The sequence below is a fragment of the Corynebacterium sp. KPL4015 genome (genome assembly GCF_040225725.1).
Taxonomy (GTDB): Bacteria; Actinomycetota; Actinomycetes; order Mycobacteriales; family Mycobacteriaceae; genus Corynebacterium; species Corynebacterium rhinophilum.
The window spans coordinates 23,957-50,193 of the sequence record NZ_JBEHGF010000012.1; the positions used below are offsets into that span (position 1 = coordinate 23,957).

General features: G+C 58.8%; 23 protein-coding genes. 4 read left to right on the top strand and 19 right to left on the bottom strand.

Annotation, left to right across the window (positions count from 1 at the left end; genetic code table 11):
* Positions 1–3: 3 nt before the first annotated feature.
* Together ABRP64_RS06110 and pgsA are read right to left on the bottom strand one after the other, a co-directional pair.
* Positions 4–519 carry a CinA family protein gene (locus ABRP64_RS06110; RefSeq protein WP_284782133.1) on the bottom strand — a complete coding sequence of 172 codons (516 nt, stop codon included), beginning with the start codon at positions 517–519 and terminating at the stop codon, positions 4–6.
* 5 nt (positions 520–524) lie between these two features.
* Entirely contained in the window at positions 525–1,109 is a 585-nt protein-coding gene (gene pgsA, locus ABRP64_RS06115) for a CDP-diacylglycerol--glycerol-3-phosphate 3-phosphatidyltransferase (RefSeq protein ID WP_349838365.1), read from the bottom strand.
* 59 nt (positions 1,110–1,168) lie between these two features.
* Here pgsA and ABRP64_RS06120 point away from each other — a divergent pair, with 59 nt between their 5' ends.
* Entirely contained in the window at positions 1,169–1,459 is a 291-nt protein-coding gene (locus ABRP64_RS06120) for a YciI family protein (protein ID WP_284864379.1), read from the top strand.
* A gap of 4 nt (positions 1,460–1,463) precedes the next feature.
* Here ABRP64_RS06120 and ABRP64_RS06125 read toward each other — a convergent pair whose 3' ends face one another.
* From ABRP64_RS06125 to dapB, 7 genes are all read right to left on the bottom strand, one after another.
* Positions 1,464–2,585 carry a TerC family protein gene (locus ABRP64_RS06125; protein ID WP_349865834.1) on the bottom strand — a complete coding sequence of 374 codons (1,122 nt, stop codon included), beginning with the start codon at positions 2,583–2,585 and terminating at the stop codon, positions 1,464–1,466.
* A 169-nt stretch (positions 2,586–2,754) separates the two neighbouring features.
* Entirely contained in the window at positions 2,755–5,979 is a 3,225-nt protein-coding gene (locus tag ABRP64_RS06130; protein ID WP_502879904.1) for an FtsK/SpoIIIE family DNA translocase, read from the bottom strand.
* A 254-nt stretch (positions 5,980–6,233) separates the two neighbouring features.
* Positions 6,234–6,872 (bottom strand): TIGR03085 family metal-binding protein, encoded by a 639-nt coding sequence (locus tag ABRP64_RS06135; RefSeq protein ID WP_349865862.1) that lies wholly within the window; start codon positions 6,870–6,872, stop codon positions 6,234–6,236.
* A 65-nt stretch (positions 6,873–6,937) separates the two neighbouring features.
* Entirely contained in the window at positions 6,938–9,103 is a 2,166-nt protein-coding gene (locus tag ABRP64_RS06140; protein ID WP_284852005.1) for a ribonuclease J, read from the bottom strand.
* Positions 9,104–9,105: 2 nt separating this feature from the next.
* Complete coding sequence (gene dapA, locus ABRP64_RS06145) at positions 9,106–10,014, bottom strand: 4-hydroxy-tetrahydrodipicolinate synthase (protein ID WP_284769633.1); 909 nt, start codon at positions 10,012–10,014, stop codon at positions 9,106–9,108.
* A 54-nt stretch (positions 10,015–10,068) separates the two neighbouring features.
* Positions 10,069–10,815, bottom strand: coding sequence for an FAD-dependent thymidylate synthase (thyX, locus tag ABRP64_RS06150; protein WP_284769632.1), 747 nt, complete (start codon positions 10,813–10,815; stop codon positions 10,069–10,071).
* A 4-nt stretch (positions 10,816–10,819) separates the two neighbouring features.
* Positions 10,820–11,566 (bottom strand): 4-hydroxy-tetrahydrodipicolinate reductase, encoded by a 747-nt coding sequence (gene dapB, locus ABRP64_RS06155; RefSeq protein WP_284782137.1) that lies wholly within the window; start codon positions 11,564–11,566, stop codon positions 10,820–10,822.
* Positions 11,567–11,691: 125 nt separating this feature from the next.
* Between dapB and ABRP64_RS06160 the strand changes: the two genes are divergently transcribed.
* Together ABRP64_RS06160 and ABRP64_RS06165 are read left to right on the top strand one after the other, a co-directional pair.
* On the top strand, positions 11,692–12,081 hold the full coding sequence (locus ABRP64_RS06160) for a VOC family protein (protein WP_349865836.1): 390 nt from the start codon (positions 11,692–11,694) through the stop codon (positions 12,079–12,081).
* Positions 12,082–12,198: 117 nt separating this feature from the next.
* Positions 12,199–12,930, top strand: coding sequence for an AMIN-like domain-containing (lipo)protein (locus tag ABRP64_RS06165; RefSeq protein WP_284769629.1), 732 nt, complete (start codon positions 12,199–12,201; stop codon positions 12,928–12,930).
* An 85-nt stretch (positions 12,931–13,015) separates the two neighbouring features.
* On the opposite strand, the gene ABRP64_RS06170 is transcribed toward ABRP64_RS06165, so the two are convergent.
* The 4 genes from ABRP64_RS06170 to ABRP64_RS06185 form a co-directional block, all read right to left on the bottom strand.
* The gene (locus ABRP64_RS06170) at positions 13,016–15,262 is read right to left on the bottom strand and encodes a polyribonucleotide nucleotidyltransferase (protein ID WP_284782138.1); all 2,247 of its coding nucleotides are present in this window, start codon (positions 15,260–15,262) and stop codon (positions 13,016–13,018) included.
* 213 nt (positions 15,263–15,475) lie between these two features.
* Positions 15,476–15,745, bottom strand: a complete 270-nt coding sequence (gene rpsO, locus ABRP64_RS06175) for a 30S ribosomal protein S15 (RefSeq protein WP_005278802.1) — start codon at positions 15,743–15,745, stop codon at positions 15,476–15,478.
* 149 nt (positions 15,746–15,894) lie between these two features.
* Entirely contained in the window at positions 15,895–16,836 is a 942-nt protein-coding gene (locus ABRP64_RS06180) for a nucleoside hydrolase (protein WP_284852002.1), read from the bottom strand.
* Positions 16,837–17,859, bottom strand: a complete 1,023-nt coding sequence (locus tag ABRP64_RS06185) for a bifunctional riboflavin kinase/FAD synthetase (protein WP_349865838.1) — start codon at positions 17,857–17,859, stop codon at positions 16,837–16,839.
* Between the two features lie 23 nt (positions 17,860–17,882).
* On the opposite strand from ABRP64_RS06185, the gene truB reads away from it, so the two are divergent.
* The gene (gene truB / locus ABRP64_RS06190; RefSeq protein WP_349865840.1) at positions 17,883–18,776 is read left to right on the top strand and encodes a tRNA pseudouridine(55) synthase TruB; all 894 of its coding nucleotides are present in this window, start codon (positions 17,883–17,885) and stop codon (positions 18,774–18,776) included.
* 48 nt (positions 18,777–18,824) lie between these two features.
* Here truB and ABRP64_RS06195 read toward each other — a convergent pair whose 3' ends face one another.
* The 6 genes from ABRP64_RS06195 to infB form a co-directional block, all read right to left on the bottom strand.
* Entirely contained in the window at positions 18,825–19,499 is a 675-nt protein-coding gene (locus tag ABRP64_RS06195) for a 4'-phosphopantetheinyl transferase family protein (protein WP_349865842.1), read from the bottom strand.
* A complete protein-coding gene (locus tag ABRP64_RS06200; protein WP_349865844.1) occupies positions 19,499–20,305 on the bottom strand; it encodes a metallophosphoesterase family protein in 807 nt (268 codons plus the stop codon). The genes ABRP64_RS06195 and ABRP64_RS06200 overlap by 1 nt, the downstream gene beginning before the upstream one ends.
* Before the next feature lie 101 nt (positions 20,306–20,406).
* Positions 20,407–21,717, bottom strand: a complete 1,311-nt coding sequence (locus ABRP64_RS06205; RefSeq protein ID WP_284769622.1) for an MATE family efflux transporter — start codon at positions 21,715–21,717, stop codon at positions 20,407–20,409.
* Entirely contained in the window at positions 21,707–22,675 is a 969-nt protein-coding gene (locus tag ABRP64_RS06210) for a DHH family phosphoesterase (protein WP_284769621.1), read from the bottom strand. Before ABRP64_RS06210 ends, ABRP64_RS06205 begins: the two co-directional genes overlap by 11 nt.
* Entirely contained in the window at positions 22,676–23,119 is a 444-nt protein-coding gene (rbfA, locus tag ABRP64_RS06215; protein WP_284769620.1) for a 30S ribosome-binding factor RbfA, read from the bottom strand. It lies immediately after the preceding gene.
* 221 nt (positions 23,120–23,340) lie between these two features.
* On the bottom strand, positions 23,341–26,214 hold the full coding sequence (gene infB, locus ABRP64_RS06220) for a translation initiation factor IF-2 (RefSeq protein WP_284784314.1): 2,874 nt from the start codon (positions 26,212–26,214) through the stop codon (positions 23,341–23,343).
* Positions 26,215–26,237 lie beyond the last annotated feature (23 nt).

Consider the following 26,237-nt stretch of genomic DNA (forward strand, 5'->3'; position numbering starts at 1 on the left):
GTTTTAACGCTCCTTCGATGAAATTTGTTCCCCACTGGTAGGAAAATTTTTGATGACCGCACCAAGTTGGGCGATCGCTGCTCCTACCGTGGCGTTTCTAATTTCGTTGCGTGCAGTACCCAAGTCGCGCAGGCAATAAGACTGCGCTATGCGGTCGGCAGAATAGATTCCTAAAAATACCGTGCCGGGATCTTTTCCTTCTTGTTTGTCCGGCCCAGCAACACCGGTAAGCCCTATCCCCCAATCGGCCCCAGTTTCCGCGGTGGCGGCGCGGGCCATATCGACTGCGGTTTCACCAGAGACGACGCCTACGCGTTCGATCTCTGAGACTGGTTTATGCAAGAAGTGAGATTTTACCTCGGTGGCATAGGTGATAAGGCCGCCACGCAAGACGGCAGACGCCCCAGGCACCGAAGCGATGGTAGCGCTGGCTAAGCCGGCAGTCAGCGATTCGCACAAGGCCACAGTCTCGTGGCGCCCTGTCAATAGGGCAACGAGGTCAGATTCTGTGAAGGTCATTGCGTTTAGCTATTTTGCTTTTGTCCATCGATGAGATACTGCACGCCGGTAACGACCGTAATCACGACGGCCATCCACATGATGAAAGAGGTAGGAATATCCATCCACGAGGGAAGCGGCCACAAGTATAGACCCACGGCGAAGGACTGCAGGACGGTCTTCAACTTGCCACCTTTAGAGGCCGGGACGACCTTTCCGCGGCGCAGCAGGGCCATGCGCCAGATGGTGATGCCGAATTCTCGGATCAAGATAATGACGGTGATCCAGACCGAAAGCTGATCGACGATATTAAGGCAGACAAGCGCTGTGGTCATGAGCGCTTTATCAGCAATGGGATCGGCAATCTTGCCAAAATCAGTAATCAACCCGCGGGCGCGGGCAATATCGCCATCGAGCTTATCCGTGAGCATTAATGCGGCGAAGACGCCGAAAGACCACCACTGGTGGCCGCCGATGACCAGCCATGCAAAGACCGGAATGAAAACGATACGCAGGCAGGTAAGGACATTTGGCAGATTCCAATTAGAGACCTGCGGATTCACATCCGAGGACTGCGCTGACTGTGCTCCGGGTTGATTCACCCTATACATACTACCCGCTTGGGTTCTGGTCTCGCGGCACACTCCCCCGAGAATTTATACTGGGAGGTATGAAATATTTTGCAGTCAATTATGAATACAACCCAGCCAATCCAGAGATAGCGAAGGTGCGCCCTGCCCACCGCGAGTTCACTGGGAAGTTATTTGATGAGGGCACCATCGTGGCCTCGGGACCGTTCACGGATTCCCAGGGAGGCGCACTCATCATTGTGTGCTTTGACGATGATGACACCCAGGTTGCCGATGTCATCCAGCTGATGAACGGTGACCCCTTCTATCAAGAAGGATGCCTCCAGGGCCGAAGCTTCCGCGAGTGGAACCCGGTCAAAGCCCGCTTTTAGGCCCCTAGTTGGGTAGATCTTCTTTGGGCAGCTCCTCGGTCTTGCCCAAGTAATCCCCGCGGGTATTGCGCACGATCTTATTTCCTTCCTCATCCCAGTCGTAGCGGTTGTGGGAGACAGCCACTACGCCTTGGGTCTTATCGCGCATGTTCTTAATAACCGATGCAAGAACGGTGATGACCAGAACTCCAACGATGACCACTAGCGAGCCGATGGTGGAAATTTCCGGCACGGATTCGATATTGTCGCCGCCATTGATAAACGGCAGGTTATTCTCGTGCAAAGCGTGGAAAAGCAGCTTGACGCCGATGAAGCCCAGGATGATGCCCAGGCCGTAAGGCAGGTAGACGAGGCGGTCCAAGAGGCCATCGATAAGAAAGTACATTTGGCGCAAGCCCATCAGTGCGAATGCGTTGGTGGTAAAGACCAAAAACGCCTCCGAGGTGATGCCGTAGATTGCCGGAATGGAATCGAAGGCAAACATGACATCGATAAGCCCAATGGACACCAGCGCCACAAACAGCGGCGTGAAAGCAAATTTACCCTTCTTTGAGCCATCGTACGCACGGTGGGTGAGCTTGTCCCCGTGGTACTGCGGGGTAACATCTACCGCCTTGCGCACGAGCTTGATGATGGCCATATCGTTCGGGTTGGTCTCCGGCGCGTCCCGAATCTCATCGATGACCAACTTGATGGCGGTATACAGCAAGAAGATGGCGAAGAGGTAGAAGATATCGGACCACGCCGCGATAACCGCCGCGCCCAGCAGGATGAATACCAAGCGAAAGAAAAGGGCGATGATGATGCCGATGAGCAGCACCTTTTGTTGATATTTGCGCGGGATTTTAAAGGACCCCATGATAAGCGCAAATACGAAGAGGTTATCCACAGAGAGCGCTTGCTCGGTGACATAACCGGTAAAGAACTGGATGCCGTGCTCATGGCCCCAAACGGCCCAGACGACGCCGCCAAAAACTACGGCGACGGAAATATAGAAAAGGGTCCACAGACCCGACTCTTTCAAGGTGGGCTCATGTGGGCTGCGCACGTGAGAATAAAAGTCGAATATAAAAAAGGCTAGAATCACCGCACCGGTGACCAGCCACACCCACAATGGAATATTCATCGCGAGATCCCTCCGGTCGAATTTACTTTAAGAAAGTGACCGGAGGTCTCCCCCGCCCAGCGACTATTCCTTGCTGGGCCGACACGACCGGGAGCGCCAGGCTACCGTGTTGACGATCTATGCCGTATGTGGGGTACTCCCCTCCAAGACCGTGACCATCTTACACTACTTAGAACGCCCCGGGCGATGGGTTATAGGTTGCTTGCACCGTCCGCGTATCGGAATTGGGCGCATCGGGGGCATCGGAAGTAGCAGACTCTGCAGAATCGCCCGCATCATCGTCTGCCTCTTCTTGGTTCATCTCGTCCTGGATTTCCTTGGGGGCATCGGCAGGATCGGCGCCCTTAATCATCCACAGGATGGTGTCGAGCTCTTCGGGCTTGACCAGCACCTCGCGGGCCTTGGAGCCTTCCGATGGCCCCACGACACCGCGCGATTCCATCAGATCCATCAGGCGGCCCGCCTTGGCAAAGCCGATGCGCAGCTTGCGCTGCAGCATTGAGGTGGAACCCAGCTGGGCGGTCACCACAAGTTCGACGGCCTCGAGGAGGTCATCCATGTCCTTGCCGATGTCATCGTCGATTTCCTTCTTCGCCTCGGACTGCTTTTCCTCGGTCACGCCCTCGGTGTAGTTCGGGGCAGCCTGGGATTTGGCGGCTTCGACGACATCCATGACCTCGTCATCGGAAACGAATGCGCCCTGCATGCGCACTGGGCGCTTTCCCTGCGGGATGAATAGGCCATCGCCCATGCCGATGAGCTTTTCCGCACCGCCTTGGTCCAAGATGACGCGAGAGTCGGTCAAGGACGAGGTAGCAAAGGCCAAGCGGGAAGGCACGTTGGTCTTGATCAGGCCGGTGACCACATCGACGGACGGGCGCTGGGTAGCAAGCACCAAGTGGATGCCGGCAGCGCGGGCCTTCTGGGTGATGCGAACGATGGAGTCCTCAATTTCCTTCGGGGCGGTCATCATCAAATCCGCCAGCTCGTCTACGACGCAGACGATATAAGGATAAGGACGAACCTCGCGCTCGGAACCGGCCGGTGCCTGGTACTCGCCGGAGACTACCTTGCGGTTATAGTCCTCGATCTTGCGCACACGCGCGGCCTTCATATCCATGTAGCGCTGCTCCATCTCTTCCACTAGCCACTGGAGTGCCGCAGCGGCCTTCTTCGGCTGGGTGATGATGGGCGTAATCAGGTGCGGGATGCCTTCATACGGCGTGAGCTCGACCATCTTTGGATCGACGAGGATCAGGCGCACCTGCTCCGGGGTGGCGCGGGTCAGCAGCGAAACCAGCATGGAGTTCACGAATGCAGACTTACCGGAACCGGTGGCACCGGCAACCAGCAGGTGCGGCATCTTCTGCACGGAAAAGGACGTGTATTCACCCTCGATGTCCTTGCCCAAACCAATCAACATTGGATCTGGGGAAGACGTCATATTTGGCGCATCCAAGACCTCGCGCAGGTGGACCATTTCGCGGTCCGGGTTAGGCACCTCAATGCCCACCGCGGACTTGCCTGGAATCGGCGTAAGCAAACGCAGGTTATCGGTCGCTACGGCATAGGCCAGGTTGGACTGCAGGTTCGTAATCTTTGAGACCTTCACGCCTGGTCCAAGTTCAATCTCATAGCGGGTCACCGTGGGGCCACGGCTAAAACCCGTGACCTGAGCATTGACGTTGAACTCTTCGAAGACATCAGTAATGGCCTCAATGATGCGGTCATTGATCTCGGTGCGTTCCTTCGCAGGCGTACCAGGGGTAAGGAGATCTGTAGAGGGCACCGCATAGTTGTCGTTGCCAAACTGCGCTGGGGCGGGCGCTTGGGGTTGCGCGGCAGGCTGCTCCGCCGCAGCGGATTCTACCTGTGCGCCGGTGGCGGCATCGCGACCAGAGCGCTCACGGAACAGGCGCCGAGCCTCCTCGTGCGCCGAAGACACGGCATCAGATCCGGCCTTGGCAGCACCTGCGGCAGCCGCGCCCGCGGCGGCTCCAGCAACACCTTTGGCTTTGCCAGCGGCACCAGCAACACCAGCCACCCCAGAAGCAGCAGCACCAGCGGCACCCGCGGCTCGACCAGCGCGCGAAGCTGCATCGCCCTTCTTGCGGCCGGCGGATGACCCGCCAGTGGCAGCACCCAAAACGCGGGTGGGCTCGCTTTCTGGCAACGCCGGTTGGGTGGATTCCGCGTCGTCAGTGTAGTCAGCGTCGTCTACTGCTGGGAAGGCATCGGTATCCCCAACCTGGGAGTCCGCGCCGTAGCCCAGCTCTTCGTCGCTGCGGTCCACCGGCTCATAGCCCGCGCGGACTGGGGTGTTGAAGGCGACGGTGTGGTCGTCCTCGGGGACTTCGGCAAGCGACTGCACCGGATAGGAGCTGCCAGTCTTGCGCGGAGTGGACGTGCTGCGGCGCTTCGGGGCGGAGCGCTCGGAACGCTCGCGGCCATGCGCAATATCGTCGATATCGCCAGATACGTGGCCGTAAAGATCGTCTTCATCGGCATCGTCGTAGTCCGCCTCGCTGCCGCCAAAGCGGGAAAAGGCCGAGCGCAGCGAATCCGCAACGAGCTCGTAGGCCTCGCGGATGGTAATACCGGTAACCAGCAGCGCACCGTAAATGATGACAAGGAAGAGCAGCGGCACCGCAACATACGAGGTAAACGCGGCATCGAGGATCCCGCCGATGGCAAAGCCAACAACACCTCCGGCCCCGCCCGCGGTATCGGTAGTAAAACCGAGCGGCGGATTGCCGGCAAAGATGTGGATGAGGCTCAGCATCGCCAGCACGATGATCGACGTGCCACCGGCAATACGCGGATTGATGCGACCGGATGGACCGTCCATTTCCATCATGAGCGAGATGGCCAGCGCGACGAGCGCAATGGGAAGTACCCACGCGCCGGCGCCGATAACGTAGCGCACCAGGTTACCCACCCAGGCACCCACCTGGCCGGCGACGCCAAACCACACGGTGGCGGCGAGGACGATGGATACGCCAATGAGCACTAAGGCAACCGCATCCGGATTATTGACGCGGAACCCACCCCGGGAAGATGGCGCGGCCTCCTCGGCAGCCTGTGCTTCCTCCTCGGCCGCGATATCGCGCGCGCGAGTTACCTTGCTTTTCTTCTTTTTCCCGGCGCTGTCAGAAATTTCCTGTGGCTCCCTTGTTCTCTCGAAATCCTCCGTGCCGTCTGCGGGTGCATCCTGGCTCGGCTTTAAGCCCGCGAGGCCATTTCCTAGGCCGCGGGCGACATTGCCCATTCCGCGCGCGGTGGCACCAAATGCAGAGCCAAGCCCCTTGCCGACGGCCCGAAATGCGCTCCCCGTACGCTCCTGCGTCGTTCCTGCCGCGCGCCCAGACGAGGTCATCTCCAGGGTCTCTGGCATACCGGCGCTGGACTGACTGCGGCCAGACGGGCGCGACCGGTTGACTTTCCGGCCAGGCGCGCTTTTCGATGCTCGCGTCTGGTTGCGGCGCGATCCGCGCGAGGAGGCATTTTTGACAGACATGTCATTTACCTTAACCGGAAAACCCCACAAATCACATACGCCACACGCGTGGCGCGGTCCGCAAACTGGAAATTATGCAGTGTCTGCGTCAAAATGTTGCCGCCTGGCCAGGAAAAGTGCCTATTTTTAGGCTAGAGGGTTGACATTTCAATGGCGGACTCATCGCCATTGATGGTGACTTGGACAACGTCGCGCCCGTACGCCCACCGCAGTAGTTCCCCGACCTCCCCGCTTACGCGGACCACGCGATCCCCGCGATCGGCTACCCCGTGTTTGTCTGCCACGACGATGCGCGGCATCCCGTCCGGCTGCAGGATCACCGGCTGGGTGGATTTACGCAGGCTCAATTTGGCCCAGATCTTCAAAAAACGGTGCAGCTTCTTCTGCACGGCCACAGAAAAATCGCGGGGTTCGGTCTGGCCATTGGCGCGGCGAATATCCTCGTGGTGGATGAAATGTTCGCCCAAATTTTGCTGGGCATCGAGAAAACGTGCGGGGTTGAACTTTGCCGGTCCCCTCCCCCAGGCATCGACAAGCTCATCGAAATCGCGGCGGGCGACCTTAGCGGATTCCTTTTCTAGGTGGGGCTGCAGGACCGAAAGGAACATGCCCGCTGCGGCATCGGGACGGTTTTCGCGCACCCACAGGTGGGCAACTAAGTCGCGCGTGGTCCAGCCCTCACACAGCGTGGGGGCGTCTGGACCTAGTTGATGCAAAAGCGCGACCATCTTGGCGCGTTCGGAAGATGAAAACGACATGTGCCCCAGCATACCGAGGTCATCGAAATGCTGGGGCACAGAAACTATGCCGGAATTAAATCCTTTTGTAGGAGAGCCTACAGGGACTCGCGGCTGGCGTCGACATCGGCGTCATCGGCAAGCAGCGTGCCTGAATTCGTCGGCACGATAGTGGGCAAAATAACCGGCTCACGCTTGTACTTGGAATCCATGAGCTTGGAGACCTTGCGGCGCAGCTTCTGCACCATCCGGTAGGTGTCATTTTCACCCTCAGCGGCGAGATCGTTCATGGTGTTTTCCACCATCTCTGCCACCTCGGGCACGACGCCGCGGTCATCGTCGGAGAAGCCGGTGGTCGCAACGGTCGGGTGCTCCAGCAAGCGGGAGGTGCGGTTATCAATCACGCAGGTAATGGATACCACGCCGCCGGCACCCAGGTTGGTGCGATCTGCCAAGGTATCGGCATCGACATCGCCCATGGACACGCCATCGACGTAGAGGTGGCCAACCTGCAGCTGGCCGACGACCTCCGCGCGGCCCTTACGCAGATCCACCACAACGCCGTTTTGCGCCAAGACCGTCCGGTCGCGGGCCACGCCGGTGGAAATCGCCAATTCCTTATTGGCGCGCAGGTGACGCCACTCGCCGTGGACCGGCATGGCATTGCGCGGGCGCGCCGCGTTGTACAGGAAGAGCAGCTCGCCGGAGTAGCCGTGGCCAGATGCGTGGACCTTGACGTCCTGGTTGGTGATGACGTTGGCACCAATCTGGGACAGCATATTGATAACGCCGAAGACGGCCTCTTCGTTGCCCGGGATGAGCGAGGAAGAGAAGATGATGGTATCGCCATCGCGCACCGTAATCTGGCGGTGCTCGCGGCGGGCCATGCGGGACAGCGCAGCCATTGGCTCACCCTGCGTACCGGTGGTAATGAGCATGGTCTTATGCGGGGCCATCTTCGCGGCCTCATCGATGGGGATGATGGTGCCGCGAGGGACCTTCAAAAAGCCCATCTTTTCCGCGATCTCCATATTGCGCATCATCGAGCGGCCATTGAAGGCCACCTTGCGGCCATTGGCCACGGCAGCATCGATGGCAGCCTGCACGCGGTAGACGTTCGAGGCGAAGGAAGCCAAGATGACGCGCTGCTTCGCATTAGCCACCAAGCGTTTGAAGTTGGCTGGGATATCGCCCTCGGAGGCGGATACGCCCGGCACGGTGGCGTTGGTGGAATCGCACAGCATGAGGTCGACGCCCTCGTCGCCGTAACGAGACAGCGCCGGAAGGTCGGTCGGGCGATTATCCAACGGGGTTTGGTCCAGCTTGATATCACCGGTATGGATGATATTGCCTGCCGGGGTGCCCAGCATGATGCCGAGCGCATCCGGCACGGAGTGGTTAACCGCCCAGAAGCGAACGCGGAAGCAGCCGTAGGTCACATCGGACTTTTCGTTGACCTCAACGAACTTCGGCTTCTGGCGGTGTTCCTTACACTTCGCCGCAATGAGCGCGATAGTGAAACGGGAGGCCACGATGGGGATATCCGGGCGCAGCTTCAGCAGCCACGGGATGGCACCGATGTGGTCTTCGTGGGCGTGGGTGACCACGAGGGCCTTGACCTTGTCGATCTTCTTTTCAATCGGCCCGAAGTCCGGCAGGATGAGGTCCACGCCAGGCTCGCCAGACGATGGGAAGAGCACACCGCAGTCAATGATGAGCAGCTCATCGCCGTACTCAAAAACGGTCATGTTGCGGCCGATTTCGGAGATACCGCCCAAGGCGTAGATGCGCAGGGTATCCTTCGCCTGCTTTGGCGGTTCTGGCAGGCGCTTGGTTAAATCAGCGCCCTGCATGGACTTCGGCACGTTGCGGCGGCCGCGGTTATTGTTATTGCGGCCACGGCCCTTGTCGTTCTTTCCGTTGCCACCGTTGTTGTTCTTGTTATTGCCGCCGTGGTTATTGCCGCCGTGGCCATTACCACCGTGGTTATTTCCTTGGCCATTGCCATTATTGCCGTTTCCGCCACGACCACGACCGCGGCCGCCACGGGAACGCGAGCGGCGGCCGTTGTTATCGCCGTCGTTCTTGTTATCGGCAGAGTTATTCTTGCCAGAGTTGCCTTGGTCTTCATTTCCGGCATTGCCGGCGTTATTGGCAGGGGCCTGAAATACGGGCGAAGCCGCCTCATTGGAGGCGGTCTCAGTTTCCGAAGGTGGACCCGCCTTGCGGGTGACCTTGCGGGAACGGTTACGGGGTTCAGTCATTCTTAAAGGACTCCAGATTGTTCCAAATCACGGCGAAGTACCTCGCGTTCCTCCTCGCTCGCGGCGGTGATAGGAAGGCGGGGCTCGCCAACTTCAAAGCCCTGCAGGCGCAGAGCTTCCTTTGCAAATGTCGCTCCGCCCAACCGCGCTTGAGCGCGGGTCAGTGGAAGAAGCGTTGAGTAATTTATTTCTTGCGCGCGGGCCAAATCGCCCGCATCGAAAGCTTCATAGAGTTCTACCAAGGCACGCGGTGCGGCGTGGCCGATGACGGAGATGAAACCCGAAGCGCCGAGGGATAGCCACGGCAGGTTAATCGGATCATCACCGGAGTACCACGCCAAGTCGGTTTCTTGGATGAGTTCTGCGGCCGCAGAAAGATCGCCCTTGGCATCTTTCACGGCTTGGATAGTCGGCAATTCCGCAAGGCGGCGGAGCGTATCCGACGCCACTGGGATGCCCGAGCGGCCAGGGATGTCATAGACGCAAATCGGCAGATCCGTGGAATCAGCAACTGCGGCAAAATGCTCGTAGACGCCCTTTTGGGAGGGCTTAGAATAATAGGGAGTCACCACGAGCAAACTATCGGCTCCGGCGGCGGCGGAAGCTTGGGCCACCTCGATGGAGGTGGCGGTATTATTCGTTCCGGCGCCCGCACAGATCCGGACGCGGTCTCCTACTTCCTCTTTTACGGCCTTGAGCAGCTCCAACTTTTCATCCAAGGACGTGGTTGGAGACTCGCCCGTCGTTCCACCCAAGATGAGTGAATCCACGCCGTTGTCTACGAGATGAGCTGCCAGGCGGCGACCCGCTTCTAAATCCAGCGCACCGTCACGATCAAACGGAGTGACCATGGCGACGCCAATGCGACCGAAGGTGTCAACGCCAGTCTTTGCTGTCATACCTGTGCTCATAGCCGTCAAGGTTACCCGCTAGGACACCTTTTGGCCGCATCGGGGTGCCGCGTGTTAAGCGTAGGGGCTTGCGGCCATCTGCGTTCCATCGGCCAACGTGGTGATATGGAAGTCATCGAAAAGCGCTGGTGCTTGCTCCTGCAAATGCTTCAAACACTCCACCGCTACGTGGCGCAATTCCGTATCCGCGTGCTCGGCCGCCCGAGCTCCAATGAAGTGGCGCCACGCGCGGTAATTACCGGTAACGACGAGCCTAGTTTCCGTAGCGTTGGGCAATACTGCGCGCGCTGCCTGGCGCGCCTGCTTCTTTCGCAGCAGCGCATTCGGCTCATCGAGCTTTTCTTCCAAGGCTTCTAGCAGCTCATCGTAGACAAAACGGGTTTCATCGACCGCCTGCATGACCAACCGGCGCAATTGCTCATCTTCTTCCACCAGCTTGGGCAGCGCTACTTGCGTCTCCTTTGGATGCACAAAGCGCTGGGATAGCTGCGAGAAGGAAAAATGCCGGTGTCGAACCAATTCGTGGCTGGCAGAGCGCGAGAGCCCCGTGATGTACATCGTGGCCGTGGCGTGTTCCAATAGCGCCGTATGGCCTACCTCCATGATGTGGTGCAGGTAGGCGGAATTCGTAGCGGTGCGCGGGTTGGGCTTATCAAAAGACTCATAACACGCCCGTCCGGCGAATTCGACGAGGGCCTCGCCGTCAGTCGCCGTGTCATCAGCGCTCCACTGCGTTCCCTGCGGCGGATGAAACTCGGTAGCGGCAATGAGCTGGATTTTTAGCTCACTCGCAGTGGCCATACCGCTACAGCCCCAGGTACTTGTCTAGCCCGACGACCAATCCTGGGTGCTGCGCAATCTCCCGCACGCCGACCAGTACGCCTGGAGTAAAGGAGGAACGATCGTAAGAATCCTGGCGGATGGTCAGAGACTGTCCCTGCGCACCGAAAATGACCTCTTCGTGGGCCACCATGCCGCGGGTACGCACGGCATGCACCGGGATTCCGTCTACATTCGCCCCACGTGCCCCATCGAGGGACTTTTCCGTTGCATCCGGCATCTCCCCCAGGTCGGCGTCGCGGCGCGCTTGGGCAATGGCTTCTGCGGTGTGGATAGCGGTGCCGGAAGGCGCATCCAGCTTGGTGGGGTGGTGAAATTCCACGACCTCAGCAGTCTCAAAGAACTTCGCTGCCTGCTTAGCAAGCACCATTGTCATGACAGCAGAGATAGCGAAATTAGGTGCGATCAGCACGTTGCCAGCACCTTCTTGGCGGGTCCACTGCTCAACCTGGTCCAAGCGCTCTTTATCAAAGCCAGTGGTACCCACCACGCAGTGGATGCCGTTCGCGATGCAAAACTCCAAGTTTCCCATCACCGAATCAGGCTGGGTGAAGTCCACGATGACCTCTGCATGATTATCAACTAATTGCTGCAGATCATCCCCGCGGCTAATTTCCGCTACGAGCTCTAAATCATCTTCGGCATTCACGCCTTCAACAATCGCCTTGCCGACGCGCCCTTGCGCTCCCAAGATTCCTACTTTGATCGCCATTGTGGGCCTCACTTTCTTAACAACTTTGCGTTAAAATTCTACTTGTTTAACTATCCTATCGCGCTCGCTCATGCGCGGCGGGCAGCCCTCCGGACACCAGAAATACCACTGCTAGACTGGCTGCCATGCAGATTTATATTGCTTCCGTTCCAGTAGATGACGTTGCTCGTGCCCACGATTTCTATGTCGATGTCCTTGGCTTCCGCGTAAAAGATGACGTCACACACGGCGATTTCCGGTGGCTGACGGTCACCAACGCCGACGGCGATGGCAGCGTTGAATTGCTGCATGAGCCCAAGGGCCACCCAGCCGCCAAGACGTACACCGAAGCGCTGAAGGCGGATAATATCCCGGTCACCCAATTCTTGTCGCAGGATGTGGAGAAAGAATACGCCGAACTAAAGGACAAGGGCGTGGACTTTACCATGGAGCCCACCGACGTTGGCCCCTCCATCATCGCGGTCTTTGACGATACCGTGGGCAACCTCATCCAGCTCGTCCAGTTGAAGCGTTAGTCCACACCTTCGCTAGTTTTCTTTGTACAACAATTGCATCACTTCCCCAGTTGAGCCACTTGTGTACCGGTAGAATTGAAAGAGACAACAAGGTAGACAACCTAGGAAGTGGTCACAATGTCTCGATCTACTCTCACCCGCGTTATCGCTGCTGGCGCCGGTATAAGCTGCATGCTCTCATTGGCTGCTTGCGCTAGCCCCAGCGATGACAAGGCCGCCGATGCCTCATTTGCCACGCAGGAGGAATCAACCAGTTCCACTGCAGAGTCGACGACGTCATCGGCAAAGAAGTCAGAGCCTTCTACCACGACCACTGACGATGACCCAACCAAGACGGTAGAAGACACCGCCCCGTTAAGCCACAATCAACAAAAGGCGCAAGGCAATAATCCAAAGCCGACTTTTGGTGGCATGGGCACGCCCTCCCTCGAGGATCAACACCACCTTCCTCCTGGATTGGGTGGCCTCGTTCCCACAGAGATCCGGGTAGCCGCGCACGATTCTTTCACCCGCGTCGTGGTCGACCTTGAAGGAGACGGCGAAGCCGGGTGGTTTACCACCTATACGGATCAGCCCGCCCACCAGGCCTCGGGACTTCCTGTCGAGGTAAAAGGCGCTACATTCCTCAACCTTGGCATCGAGGGCACCCCGTGGCCATCGACGCCAGAGTTGGAGCAAAAGTTCATGGATACTGGCATCACCCCAGGTGCCGGCGTGGTGCAAGAGATCAACTACACCACCACCTTCGAGGCGCAAACGCAGTTGATCATCGGCCTGAAGAAGCAAACGCCGTATTCCGTGACCTTCCTGCAGAACCCCAAGCGCCTCGTGCTTGATTTCCAAAATTAGGTAATCATAGCGAAGGCATAGCAATGGCCCTGTTTCCCAGCATGTGCGGGAAACAGGGCCATTGCTCTAACGAGCGCGCGAGGAATTAGTCCTCAACGGGCACTAGGGAAATCTTGCCGCGGTTATCAATATCCGCGATTTCTACCTGTACCTTGTCGCCCACGTTGACGACATCTTCGACCTTCTCGATGCGCTCGTCGCCACCCAGGTTGGAGATGTGGATCAATCCATCGCGGCCTGGGGTCAAGGATACGAAGGCGCCGAATGGAACGGTCTTGACTACCGTGCCGAGGAAGCGCTCGCCTACCTTGGGCAACTGCGGATTGGCAATGGAGTTAACCTTTTCAATCGCAGCATCCGCTGCTTCGCCGGTTACCGCAGAGATGTAGACCGTGCCATCGTCTTCAATCGAGACTTCAGCACCGGTATCTTCGGTGATCTGGTTGATGGTCTTGCCCTTAGGCCCGATGAGCTCACCGATCTTATTAACCGGAATCTTCACCGAGGTGATCTTCGGGGCCAGGCCAGACATCTCATCTGGGGAATCAATGACCTCAGCCATGGTTTCCAGGATGGTGGCACGGGCATCGCGGGCCTGCTCGAGTGCTTGAGCCAAGACCTTAGACGGAATGCCATCGAGCTTCGTGTCCAACTGCAGCGCAGTGATGAATTCAGAGGTACCTGCAACCTTGAAGTCCATGTCACCGAAGGCATCCTCGGCACCGAGGATATCGGTCAGTGCGACGAACTTTTCCTTGCCCTTAACCTCACCGGAAACCAAGCCCATGGCGATGCCGGCTACCGGCGCCTTGAGCGGAACACCCGCATTGTAGAGGGACAGGGTGGATGCGCACACAGAACCCATGGAGGTGGAACCGTTGGAACCGAGCGCCTCAGAGACCTGGCGGATGGCATACGGGAAATCCTCGCGCGACGGAATGACCGGAAGCAGGGCGCGCTCGGCTAGTGCACCGTGGCCGATTTCGCGGCGCTTGGGCGAGCCGACGCGGCCGGTCTCACCGGTAGAAAATGGCGGGAAGTTGTAGTGGTGCATGTAGCGCTTGGACTCGATGGGAGTAAGCGAGTCGATCTGCTGCTCCATCTTCAGCATATCCAGGGTGGTTACACCGAGGATCTGCGTCTCACCGCGCTCGAACAAGGAAGAACCGTGTGCGCGTGGTACCAAGTCAACTTCGACGGACAGGTCGCGGATATCGGTAAGCCCGCGGCCATCGATGCGGAAGCCATCGGTCAAGATCTTGCGACGCACGATCTTCTTCATGACCTCGTTATAAGCAGCGCGAATCTGCTTGGAGGCCACTGCTTCTTCCAAGTCCGCGAATTGCGGCAACAGGTCTTGTTCTACCTGTTCCATGTGTGCATTCGTAGCCTCGTCGCGCTCCTGCTTGCCTGGGATGGTCAGCAGGTTCTCCAGCTTCTTGGAAGCGGCCTTTTCCACGGCGGCGAAGACATCGTCCTCATAGGCAGGGAAGAGCGGGAACTCTTGGGTCTCCTTGGCAGTGCGCTCTGCAAGGCCGTTTTGGGCTTCACACAGGGTCTTGATGAACGGCTTAGCCGCCTCGAGGCCCTCGGCGACGGCGGCTTCTTGCGGAGCCGGGGCGCCATCGGCGATGCGCTCTGCAACGTTGGTGCCAGCACCGGCCTCCACCATCATGATGGCGACGTCTTCTTTGCGGCCCTTAGTCACGATGCGGCCCGCCACGACCATCTCAAAGAGCGCGCGCTCGTGCTGCTCGTGGTTCGGGAAAGCCACCCACTGGCCCTCTGGGTGCTTGTCATCGGCGATGAGCGCCATGCGCACGCCGCCGACGGCACCGGATACCGGCAGGCCGGAAAGCTGGGTTGCCGCGGACGCGCCGTTGATGGCTACGACGTCATAGTACTCTTCTGGGTCCTGCGACAGGACGGTGATAACAACCTGTACTTCATTGCGCAGGCCCTTGACAAAAGTGGGGCGCAGCGGGCGGTCGATGAGGCGGCACGCCAAGATAGCCTCCGTGGAGGGGCGGCCCTCGCGGCGAAAGAAGGAACCGGGGATCTTACCGGCCGCGTACATGCGCTCTTCCACGTCAACGGTTAGCGGGAAGAAGTCAAAGTTCTCGCGCGGCTGGTTCGAGGCGGTCGTGGTGGCCAGCAGCATCGTGTCATCGTCGAGGTACGTGGTTACGGAACCATCTGCTTGGCGGGCCAGCTGGCCGGTTTCGAAACGAACGGTGCGGGTACCAAAGTCCCCATTGTCGAGGACAGCGATAGCTTCGGTAATACCGAATTCTTCATCGATATTGAACTCTACGGAGTTCTGAACGCTCATCTAGTAAATCTCCTTGAATGTTTTAGGCGATCGTCGGTGCCGCCTTTTCCACATTGTTTTTGACAACGGTGAAAATTCTAACAGAGATTCCGCACTTTTGAGCTACGGCAACCGCAATCGCCCCTGCTCCCCACAAGGATAAAGTGGGTATAAAACCACTAATTCCCCTTGCCGCAGGGCAAGGGGAATAATTCGGCCGCAGCCGCGTCGCAATTAGCGGCGCAGGCCCAGGCGGGAAATCAGGTCACGGTAGCGATCCACGTTGTTTTCTGCCAAGTACTTCAGCAGGCCACGACGACGACCAACCATCAGCAGCAGACCACGACGGGAGTGGTGATCGTGCTTGTGGAACTTCAAGTGCTCGGTCAAAGTATTGATGCGAGAGGTCAGCAGGGCAACCTGTGCCTCAGGGGAACCGGTGTCGGTCTCGTGCAGGCCGTACTCCTTGAGGATTTCGGCCTTCTTCTCAGTGGTCAGTGCCATGAGTATTTCTCCTTTATTTCAGTCCACACTATTCTTCTACGCAAAGCGCCGCCGTGGCGAGCTCCGCGTGCCGCAACTGTCGTGAACCACAGTCGCTAAGCCAGATCGTCATCTTACAGCCAATTAGCGCGGCAAATCAAAACGCTGCACTACTTAGCGCCCACCGTCCGGAAAAGTTCTTCGAGGTAGTCCACGAATTCATGAACGAAGCGCTCGTTGTCCGCGCCCACGGCCACCTTCGCGGTAGGTTCCTGGCTCAGCCGGGTTTCATCGGCAATGGTGCGCCCGCGGGTGGGGCCTTGCGTATCCGTTTTCATATTGGTTTCGATGACCTCTACCAACGACGGATCTGCGGCTACCGCCACGGCCAGCGGATCGTGCAGACCGCAACCTCCCAAGTGGGGAGCCGTGGTGGCATAAGCGCGGATGTAGTAATCCACCATATCGGCGAAAACCTCGCCCGCGGTCGTTCCGGTCTCCCGCCAGCGCGCGGTTTCTTTTTCCGTCAAGAGGGTGCGCAAGGTGACATCAAGGCCGACCATGGTGACATCTTGGCTGTGGCGGAAGAGGTAATCGGTGGCATCCGGGTCTTGGGAAATATTGGCCTCTGCCCACGCGGAGACGTTGCCAGGAACGGTCAGCGCTCCGCCCATCATGACGATGTGGGCGTTGGCGGCAAAGGTGGCATCGGCAAGCATAGCCTGGGCGATGGTCGTCGACGGACCTGTGGGAATAATGACCAGGTCATCACCGTAATCGCGCACGGCCTGCAAGAGGAAATCCGTGGCCGGCTGCGTGTCCTCGGTCTTATCGGACGGGGTAAGCGCGACCTCGCCCACGCCATTCTGGCCGTGGATGAAGGAGGAAATCTCGCTGGGCTGGAAACCGTCCGGGCTGGGGCCCGCAAAGACCGGGATATCAGGCCTATCCAGCAATTCCAGCAGCGCCAGGGTATTGCGCACCGCCAGCGGCACCGTGACGTTGCCATAAGTACACGTCACACCGATGAGCTCAAGATTGGGGTGGGCCAGGGCATACGCCAAGGCCAAAGCATCATCAATGCCGGTATCAAGATCGAGGATGGCCTTCATTTACTTCTCCTTTAAGAAATAGTCGTCGCTATCGCAGCCCTGCGCACGGGCATCGGCAGCCAGCACCTTGCGAGCGGCTGCGACGTCCTGAGCCATGGCTTCCAAAAGCTCATCGACGGAATGAAACTTCACCATATCCCGCAGGTGGCCCACGAATTTCACGGTTGCCTCATAGCCATAAAGATCGGCATCGCGGTCCAAGACAAAAGACTCCACGGACCGTTCTTCATCACCAAAGGTGGGATTCGTGCCAACAGAAATCGCAGCGGCATAGGCTACTTCGGGCTGCATATCCCCATCGAGGGGCGAATCAGAATGCACAATAAACCAACCGGCATAGACCCCGTCCGCGGGAATGGCTACGGTATCCGGGAAATATTGATTAGCCGTGGGAAATCCCAGTTCCTTGCCACCGCGCCCCGCACCGCGCACCACAGGACCAGTGACCGTAAAGTGCCGGCCAAGCGCCCAATTCGCCGATTCTATCGCGCCCCGGGACAGGCTATGGCGAATATAGGTGGAACAAATCTGCACACCGTCCTCGTCCAAGAGCGGGATGATATCGACGCTAAATCCAAACTCCTCCCCCAGCTGCCGCATGGCTTCCGCGGTGCCGCTGGCCCCAGCGCCAAAGGTGAAGTTCTCCCCCACCACCACGTGGTGCGCATGGAGTTTGCCCACCAAGAGGTCGCGCACATAGGGGCGCGGCTCCACGCCCTCTAGTTCCTTGGTGAAGTCAATGACAAGCACCATCTCGATGCCCATTTCTTCCGCGAGCTCTAGCCTGCGCTCGAAACTCACCACAGACAGCGGCGCGCGCTCCGGCAAGAAAACGGAGACCGGGTGCGGGTCAAAGGTCACCATGACGGGGACCTGATTATTCGCCCGCGCGTGTTTCACACAGGCAGAAACGAGCTGTTGATGGCCGCGGTGCAAGCCATCGAAGACGCCAATGGTTACCGAGGTCGGCCCCACATCCGCGGGGATGTCATCGATTCCGTAACAAATATCCACGGAATCCATCGTAGAGCATAGACTTGTACCCTATGACTGATGCGCTCGCACATTCCGGACTTGTCATTGTTGATAAGCCTGCCGGCATGACCTCTCACGATGTTGTTAGCCGCCTACGCAGGTATTTTCACACCAAAAAGGTCGGCCACGCCGGCACCTTAGATCCCATGGCAACTGGGGTGCTGGTCCTTGGCATCGAACGCGGCACCAAATTCCTCGCGCACATGGTCGCCTCCACCAAGTCTTATTCGGCCACCATTCGCCTCGGCGCTTCTACCACCACCGATGATGCCGAGGGCGAATTTCGCTGGGGCAAGCCCGCAGCAGCGCTTGATCGATCCGCCATCGAGGCCGAGGTTGCCACATTGACCGGTGAGATTATGCAAAAGCCCGCCGCGGTTTCCGCCATCAAGATCAAGGGTAAAAGGGCGCATGAATTGGTGCGCGAGGGAAAAGAGGTAGATATCCCCGCCCGCCCGGTCACCGTCCACAGTTTTGATATTCATGACATGCGCACCGAGGACGATTTTCTAGACATCGATGTATCCGTGGAGTGTTCCTCCGGCACCTACATCCGCTCTTTGGCGCGCGATATGGGCGAGGCACTTGGCGTCGGCGGGCATTTAACCGCCCTGCGCCGCATGACGGTGGGGCCCTTTGCGCTTGCCGATGCCCACCTCCTCGACGATCTCGCAGAAAACCCCCGCCTGTCCTTAAGCCTCGATGAGGCGCTCAAGCGCAGTTTCCCCGTCCTGCCCGTCACCGAGGAAGAGGCAGCCGCTTTGGCGATGGGCAAATGGCTCGAGCCGCGCGGGTTATCCGGGGTTCATGCCGCAGTAGCCCCCAATGGCCAGGCCATCGCGCTCATTAAAGAGAAGGGAAAAAGGTTGGCCACGGTCTTTGTGGCGCGGCCGTCTACCCTCTAAACCAGAGCCTTAGAGGGAAGACCAAGGGGACCAGTGCGAACGTTCGGTTTAGGCGGAGAAATCAAGGGCCGGAACCAGCGTGGAAACCACGACATAACCGCCCTTTAGGATCCACTTGCCAGTGATAAACGGCACTGGCGTGGGACGGGCCAGGATATAAGAAATAAAGGTTCCATCTTCGCGGATATCGATTTCTGCCTGATCGAAATCGAGCCACCGATGCGTCATGGGAAACCACGCCTTATAGGTGGCCTCCTTGGCGCAAAATAGCAGGCGGTCTGGGCAGTGCACCCCCGCCTTTTCTAGGCGCGGCAGCTGCGGCATTTCCCCGGCTCGGGCGATCATGGTCAACACATGTTCGGGCAGCCGCTGCGCCGGCTCCGCATCAAGGCCAATGGAGCGAAAATCCGTAGTAGAGGCCACCACCGCTGCGCGCAGGCCCTCCGTATGCGTCATGGATCCGATAAATCCTTCGGGCCACAGCGGCATGCCCCGCTCTCCGCGCATAATCGGGTTAGTACCTGTAAAGCCCAGCTCGCGCAGGGCCTGGTGCGCACACCACCGGGCATCGCCAAATTCGGACTTCCGGATATCGACCGCCTGCGAGACTATGGACTGTTCCTTAGGGTCGAGCTGATCATAGTTGAGTAGGTCGGACTCGCGGGCATCCGTACGCACATAGCAATACCGGGCAGTTTCTGGGAACAGGTCGGGGTATAACATCAATTCACCTCCCCAAACGTCGAAGTAACTGGGTATGGCCACGGGATACGGTGCGGCTGGTTACGCCATTCGCGCGGGTAGCCTAATGAGACTTCGATATGGTCTACCCCATCCACATTCATCTTTGAAGGCATGTGCAAGTGGCCGTAAATGACAGCTTCTGCCTTGTACCGTCGCGGCCACGAACGCGTATGCCGCGAGCCGCTCCACAGGGCAATCTCTGGAAAGCGCAGAACCATCGTAGGTTCTTGCACCAGTGGCCAGTGGTTAACCAAGATAGTTGGGCCCTGTACTCGGGATAAACGCTTAATGGAATACGCCAAGCGGTCCCAACACCATGCGCGCACGTCTACGAAGGGAGCGATTGCTACCTCATCGGTCATGACAAGCTTTTTAGAGTGTGCCTGCTGCACCGCTTCTTCCACCGAGGTACCCGGTGGGCGGAAACTGTAGTCATACAGGGTAAAAAGCGGCACAATCGTTATCCCATTAAAAGCCGGATAGGGGTCCTCTGGGGTGATAACGCCGATTTCCCGGCAGGCGGCCACCAGGTAATCGTATTTTTCGCGCCCCTTGTACTGGTCTTGGGAACGAGAAAATAACTCGTGATTGCCTGGTGCCCAAATGACGGTGTCATAGCGCGCGGCCAAGTCCCGCAAGATGCGCAGGATAAGCTCGCTGCGCTCTGCAACATCGCCTGCCACAATGAGCCAATCGGCCGGATCGGGTGGGTTAAGTTCTGCAATGCGCGCTAAATTTTCACGGATCGCGCCGTGCAAGTCTGCTACTGCCCATAGCGTTGGCATTACCGCTCCCACCCGCCTTGCTCATCATCGTTACGGAGTCTCTCGCTGTAGTTAAATCTGTAGTGCTGTTGCTACTCGTTACAGTCACTGTAGCGCAGGTACTACTCTGCTACTACAGCCCATTTCATGGAATAGAAGCGGTAGACCACGCCAATGAGGCGGAAAGTAATGAATGCAGCCAAGCCGCACCACACGCCGGTAAGGCCCGTGCCCATGGCATGTGCGAGGAGCACCCCGGGCAAAAATCCCAGAAGAACCGAGGCAATAGTCAGGCTGCGCAAGAATGCCGCATCCCCTGCCCCCAATAGAACGCCGTCCAGGGCAAAGACCACGCCACCGGCGATGACCATGCCGACCAGGATCCACCATGGTTGGCTCATGGCATCGATGACCTCCTGAGAGGATGTAAAGACGCGCGGAATGAACCCGGCCCCAGCGGCGAAAACCAAGGCGAGGAAGGCTGAGAAAATCGTAGAATACATCACTACCTTGCTTCCCACGCTGCGCGCGTGGCGCGCCGAACCAGCGCCCAAGGCAGCTCCAGTCAAGGCCTGAGCGGCAATGGCCAAGGAATCCAAAATCAGCGACATGAAATTCCACAGCTGCATCATGATTTGGTGGCCGCCCAACGCGGCCGTGCCCACGCGGGATACCACGGCCGTTGCAGTTAGAAAGGCCACCTGAAAGCTAGCGGAGCGCAAGATAAGGTCGCGGCCCAAGATCAACTGTTTACGCACGATGTGCCACCGAAATTTCCACGAACCTTCGTGCTGTTTATACAGCTCGCGCACGAAGAGGCTCGCGATAATGCTCATCCCCAATACGGTGGCAATGGCAGACCCGGCAAGGCCCCACCAATACACGAATGCGGGTACGGCAATGGCTCCGGGAATCATTCCGGCAAGGGTGAAATAGAGCGGCTTCTTGGTATTTTGCACACCGCGCATCCAGCCATTTCCGGCCATTTCCACCAACGTTACGGGAATCGCCAGTGCAGCGATCCGCAGCCACAGTGCAGTTCCGGCCGCAGTCGTAGGATCCCCGGTAAGCCACTGGGCAAAAACACCGCCGAAGATCCACATGATGAGGGCTAAAAGCCCACCAACGCCCAGGGCCACGTAGGTTGCTTGCACACCTTCTGCCACTGCCTCGGCGCGCTTACCAGCGCCAAAAAGGCGAGACGAGCGAGCCGTCGTGCCATAGGACAGGAAGGTCAGCTGCGTGGTCACCACGGTATGGATCGTGGTTGCCGCGGCGAGCGAAGCCAATTCCTGGGCACCCAGGCGCCCCACCACTGCGGTATCGAGCAAGAGGTAGAGCGGCATCGCGGCCAGGACTCCAAGCGCAGGAAACGCGAGGCCGAAGACCTCGCGTGCGCTTACTGTCGTGGGGGTTGACTGCCTAGTGCTCATCGATGGCACTCACCAGCTCCGCGACGATTCGTTCTTCGCTTCCCGATGTCATGTACCCAGCAGCGGGAATATGCCCGCCGCCACCAAATTGGGTTGCCAAGGCGGCGCAATTGATCGTAGTCGAACGCAGCGATACCGCCCATATCCCAGGCGACTGTTCCTTAAAGACCACACCCAATTCGGTGCCTTCAAGGGCACGCACGAAATCTACTAGGGACTCGACTGCGGAATCCGAATGACCTTCGATATCGGCCAAGCCTGCAACGAGGATGCCCACACCCATTTCACCAGCATGTTCAATGCGCAGTCCTGCAAGCACGCGGCCGACCATCTGCAGATCATCTGGAGTCGTGGCATCGAGCAGATCCGTGGCAATCTGCTTGGTATCCAGGCCATAGCGCATCAAGCGCGTGGCCACATCGTGCATGGCGGGCCTGCCCCACCGGAAGCTACCCGTATCGGTCAAAAGACCCGCATACAGGCAGTGTGCGATGCTGCTTTCGATTTGCACCGACAGCATATCCAGGATGGTCAATATGGCCACCGTGGTGGACTCGCACTCTGAATCAACCAAGTTCACTGAGCCAAACCCGAGGTTGGACGAGTGGTGGTCGATGCACAGCACGCGCCCTGCCTCTGTCAGCTCGGCGATATCTGCAGAAAACAAACCAGTGCGATCGATCGACCCACAATCCACGGTGACATAAAGGTCATATCCCTGCGGGAGCTCCCGCATGACCTTAACGTGATCTGCGCCGGGAATGGAGTAAAGATTAGGCGCAAAGTCCTTGTCCTGGCCAATGACCGCACAGGCTTCTTTCCCACTTTGTTGCACGGCTAAGAGCAACGCCGTGGCTGAACCAATGGCATCGGCATCCGGGCGCAAGTGAGTGATAATACAGATGCTTTGCGCGCCAGAAATGGCATCGACTGCGTCCTGATATTCCTTGCGGGTCACTTAAGCCTCGTCTTCATCGGAGGTTTTATACGGATTGGCCTCGCCCGCGGGCTTAGCGTTTTCCTTCAATTTTGCTAGCTCCTCATCGCGAGCCCGAGCGCGCGCCAAGAGCTCTTCCATGTGCGCGGAGGCTTCCGGGACGGTATCGAGCTCAAAAGCAAGGGTTGGGGTAAAGCGAACGGACAACTGATCGCCAACGATCTTGCGCAACTGTCCCTTCGCGCGCTTGAGTGCTTCCTCAGCCTGGTCATAATCGGGTTCCGCATCGATATCGTGGCCACGCACCGTGTAAAAGACGGTAGCGTCGTGCAAATCACCGGTGACGCGTGTATCGGTCACGGTGACCATCTCCAAGCGGCGATCCTTAATCTGCAGCTCAATCGCACTAGCCACGATTTCCTGAATTCGTTTTGCTAGCCGCGCCGCGCGTGCGTGATCGACCATGAGAACCTCCAAGCTAAAGGGGAAAAATTTATTCCTAAATTACCGTGTCGCGGTATCAGAAACCACCAGTTTAGTTACTCACCGCACCCAATGGAAACCGCTTGAAAACCTCACATGCGAAAACGCGAAACGGCCCGCTCTACCTGCCGCACCTCGCGATCTCCCTCCGGGGAGAAAGAATCTTGAGGTGGGCACGCACAGCGGGCCGAAACTAGCAGCGACTAGTCGCGCGGTACCTCGACTTCTTCATAAGCCTGGATGATATCTCCTACCTGGATATCCGGGTAGGACAGCACCATACCGCACTCATAGCCGGCCTTGATCTCAGTAGCGTCGTCCTTTTCGTGACGCAGGGACTCGATCTTGGCATCGGCAGTAACCACGTTGTTATCGCGGAGCAGGCGAACCTTGCCGTTGCGGACAACCTTGCCTTCGGTGACCATACAACCGGCGATGGTACCCACCGAGGAGGACTTGAACAGGGCGCGGATTTCGGCCGCACCGGTGTCGCGCTCCTCGTAGATCGGCTTGAGCATGCCCTTGAGAGCGGCCTCGACTTCCTCGATGGCCTTGTAGATAACCGTGTAGTAGCGGATATCCACGCCCTCTTGGGTAGCGATCTCCGTGGCCTTGCCCTCCGAGCGAACATTGAACGCAATGATGACGGCATCGGAAGCGGCGGCCAACGAAATATTGGTCTCCGTTACGGCACCAACACCGCGGTCGATGATGTTGAGCTCGACTTCGTCCTCGGTCTTGATATCCAACAGGGCATCTTCCAGCGCCTCGACGGAGCCGGCATTGTCGCCCTTGAGGATGAGGTTGAGGGTCGAGGTCTCCTGCAATACCTTGTCCAGATCTTCCAGAGACACGCGCTTGCGCTGCTTTGCCTGCAAGGCAGAACGCTTACGAGCATCGCGCTGGTTGGCAATCTGGCGGGCCACGCGGTCATCGTCGACCACGAGCAGGTTATCGCCAGCACCTGGAACGCCGGACAGGCCTTGCACCTGTACCGGGCGGGAAGGACCGGCTTCCTTGACGTCCTCACCAAACTCATCGAGCATGCGGCGCACGCGACCATGTGCATCGCCTACCACGATGGAATCGCCGACGTGCAGCGTACCTCGCTGGACGATGACCGTAGCCACTGGGCCGCGACCGCGGTCCAAGTGGGCCTCGATGGCCACACCCTGGGCATCCATCTCTGGATTAGCCGTGAGCTCGAGGGCGGCATCAGCAGTCAGGATGACGGACTCTAGCAGCTGGTCGATGTTCTGGCCCTGCTTAGCAGAGATGTCCACGAACATCGTGTCGCCGCCGTACTCTTCTGGCACCAAGCCGTACTCCGTGAGCTGGCCACGAATCTTTTCCGGCTGCGCCTCCGGCTTATCCACCTTGTTCACGGCCACGACCACCGGGATATCGGCAGCCTTGGCGTGGTTGATGGCCTCAACCGTTTGTGGCATGACGCCGTCGTCGGCGGCGACTACCAAGATGGCCAAGTCGGTGGACTTCGCACCGCGGGCACGCATGGCGGTAAAGGCCTCGTGACCAGGGGTATCCAGGAAGGTAATGGTGCGCTCGCCATCCACGTCAACCGTGGTCTGGTAAGCACCGATTCCCTGGGTAATACCGCCGGCCTCACCGGCTGCCTCATTGGTCTTACGGATGGTGTCCAACAGGCGGGTCTTACCGTGGTCAACGTGACCCATGACGGAGACGACTGGAGGGCGGTGTTCGAGGGCCTCTTCGCCACCTTCGTCCTCGCCGAATTGCAGGTCGAAGGACTCTAGCAGCTCGCGGTCCTCGTCTTCTGGGGAGACGACTTCTACCTTGTAGTTGATCTCGTCACCGAGCAGCTGCAGCGTATCTTCCGATACGGATGCGGTTGCGGTGACCATTTCACCAAGGTTGAACAGTGCCTGTACCAATGCTGCTGGATCGGCACCGATCTTCTCCGCGAAGTCAGACAGCGAAGCGCCGCGGCGCAGGCGGACGGTCTGTCCCTTGCCATCTGGCAAGCGGACGCCGCCTACGACGTGCTTCTGCTGCTCTTCAAACTCATGGCGCTTTTGCCGCTTCGACTTCTTGCCCTTGCGTGGTGCGCCACCTGGACGGCCGAATGCACCAGCGGTGCCGCCGCGACGCCCACCGCGTCCACCGCGGAAACCGCCGGGACGACCGCCGCCTGGGCCACCTGGACCACCAGGTCCGCCGTGACCACCTCGACCGCGGCCGCCGCGTCCACCACCGCTCGGTGCCTTGGAGGGCATCGAGGCAGGGTTCGGATGCGAAGGCATCATGGCTGGCGACGGACGACGTCCACCGCCGCCACCCTGGCCTTGGTTCTGATCCTGGCCCTGACGGTTAGTGCCGCCCTCGTTGCGGCCGCCGCGTTTTCCACCGCGGTTATCGCCGGGACGGTTGCCGCCGCGCTGCCCCTTGGAGCCACCGGGGCGTGGGCCTGGTCGATTGTCGCCGCCACCCGTGGAAAATGGGTTATTGGCTACGCGGCGGGATCCGCCGGGCTTAGGCATCGGTCGCGGCATGGCGTTGCCAGGGGTCGGACGCTCGCCCGACTTCTTGGCATCGCCTTGGCCTGCGTTTTGACCTGGCTTCGGTGCACCTTGGCCGGGCTTCGGTGCTGGCTTGCCAGCGGCAGCGCCCGGCTTTGGTGCTGCCTTACCAGGCTTGGGGGCAGCCTTAGCGGACCCTGCGCCTGGCTTCGGCGCAGCGTCGGATGGCTTCGGTGCCTGTGCCCCTGGCTTCGGTGCGCCGGGCTTAGGGGCAGCGGATTTCGCTCCGCCCTGTGCGCCAGCGCCTGGCTTTGGCGCAGGCGATGCCTGCTTCTTGGCGCTGCCTTGACCGGGCTTAGCGGGCTTGGCAGCTTTCTCAGCCTTATCTGCCTTAGCTTCGGTGGCATCGCCACCGGACTGTGCTTCATAGTGAGCACGCATCTTCTTGACCACCGGTGGTTCGATGGTCGAGGATGCGGTTTTCACGAACTCGCCTTGTTCTTTCAGGGTGGCGAGCAGTTCCTTGCTGGTTACTCCGAGCTGTTTTGCCAACTCGTGAACACGTAGCTTTCCGGGCACTTGTCTCCTCTTGGTATCGCCTA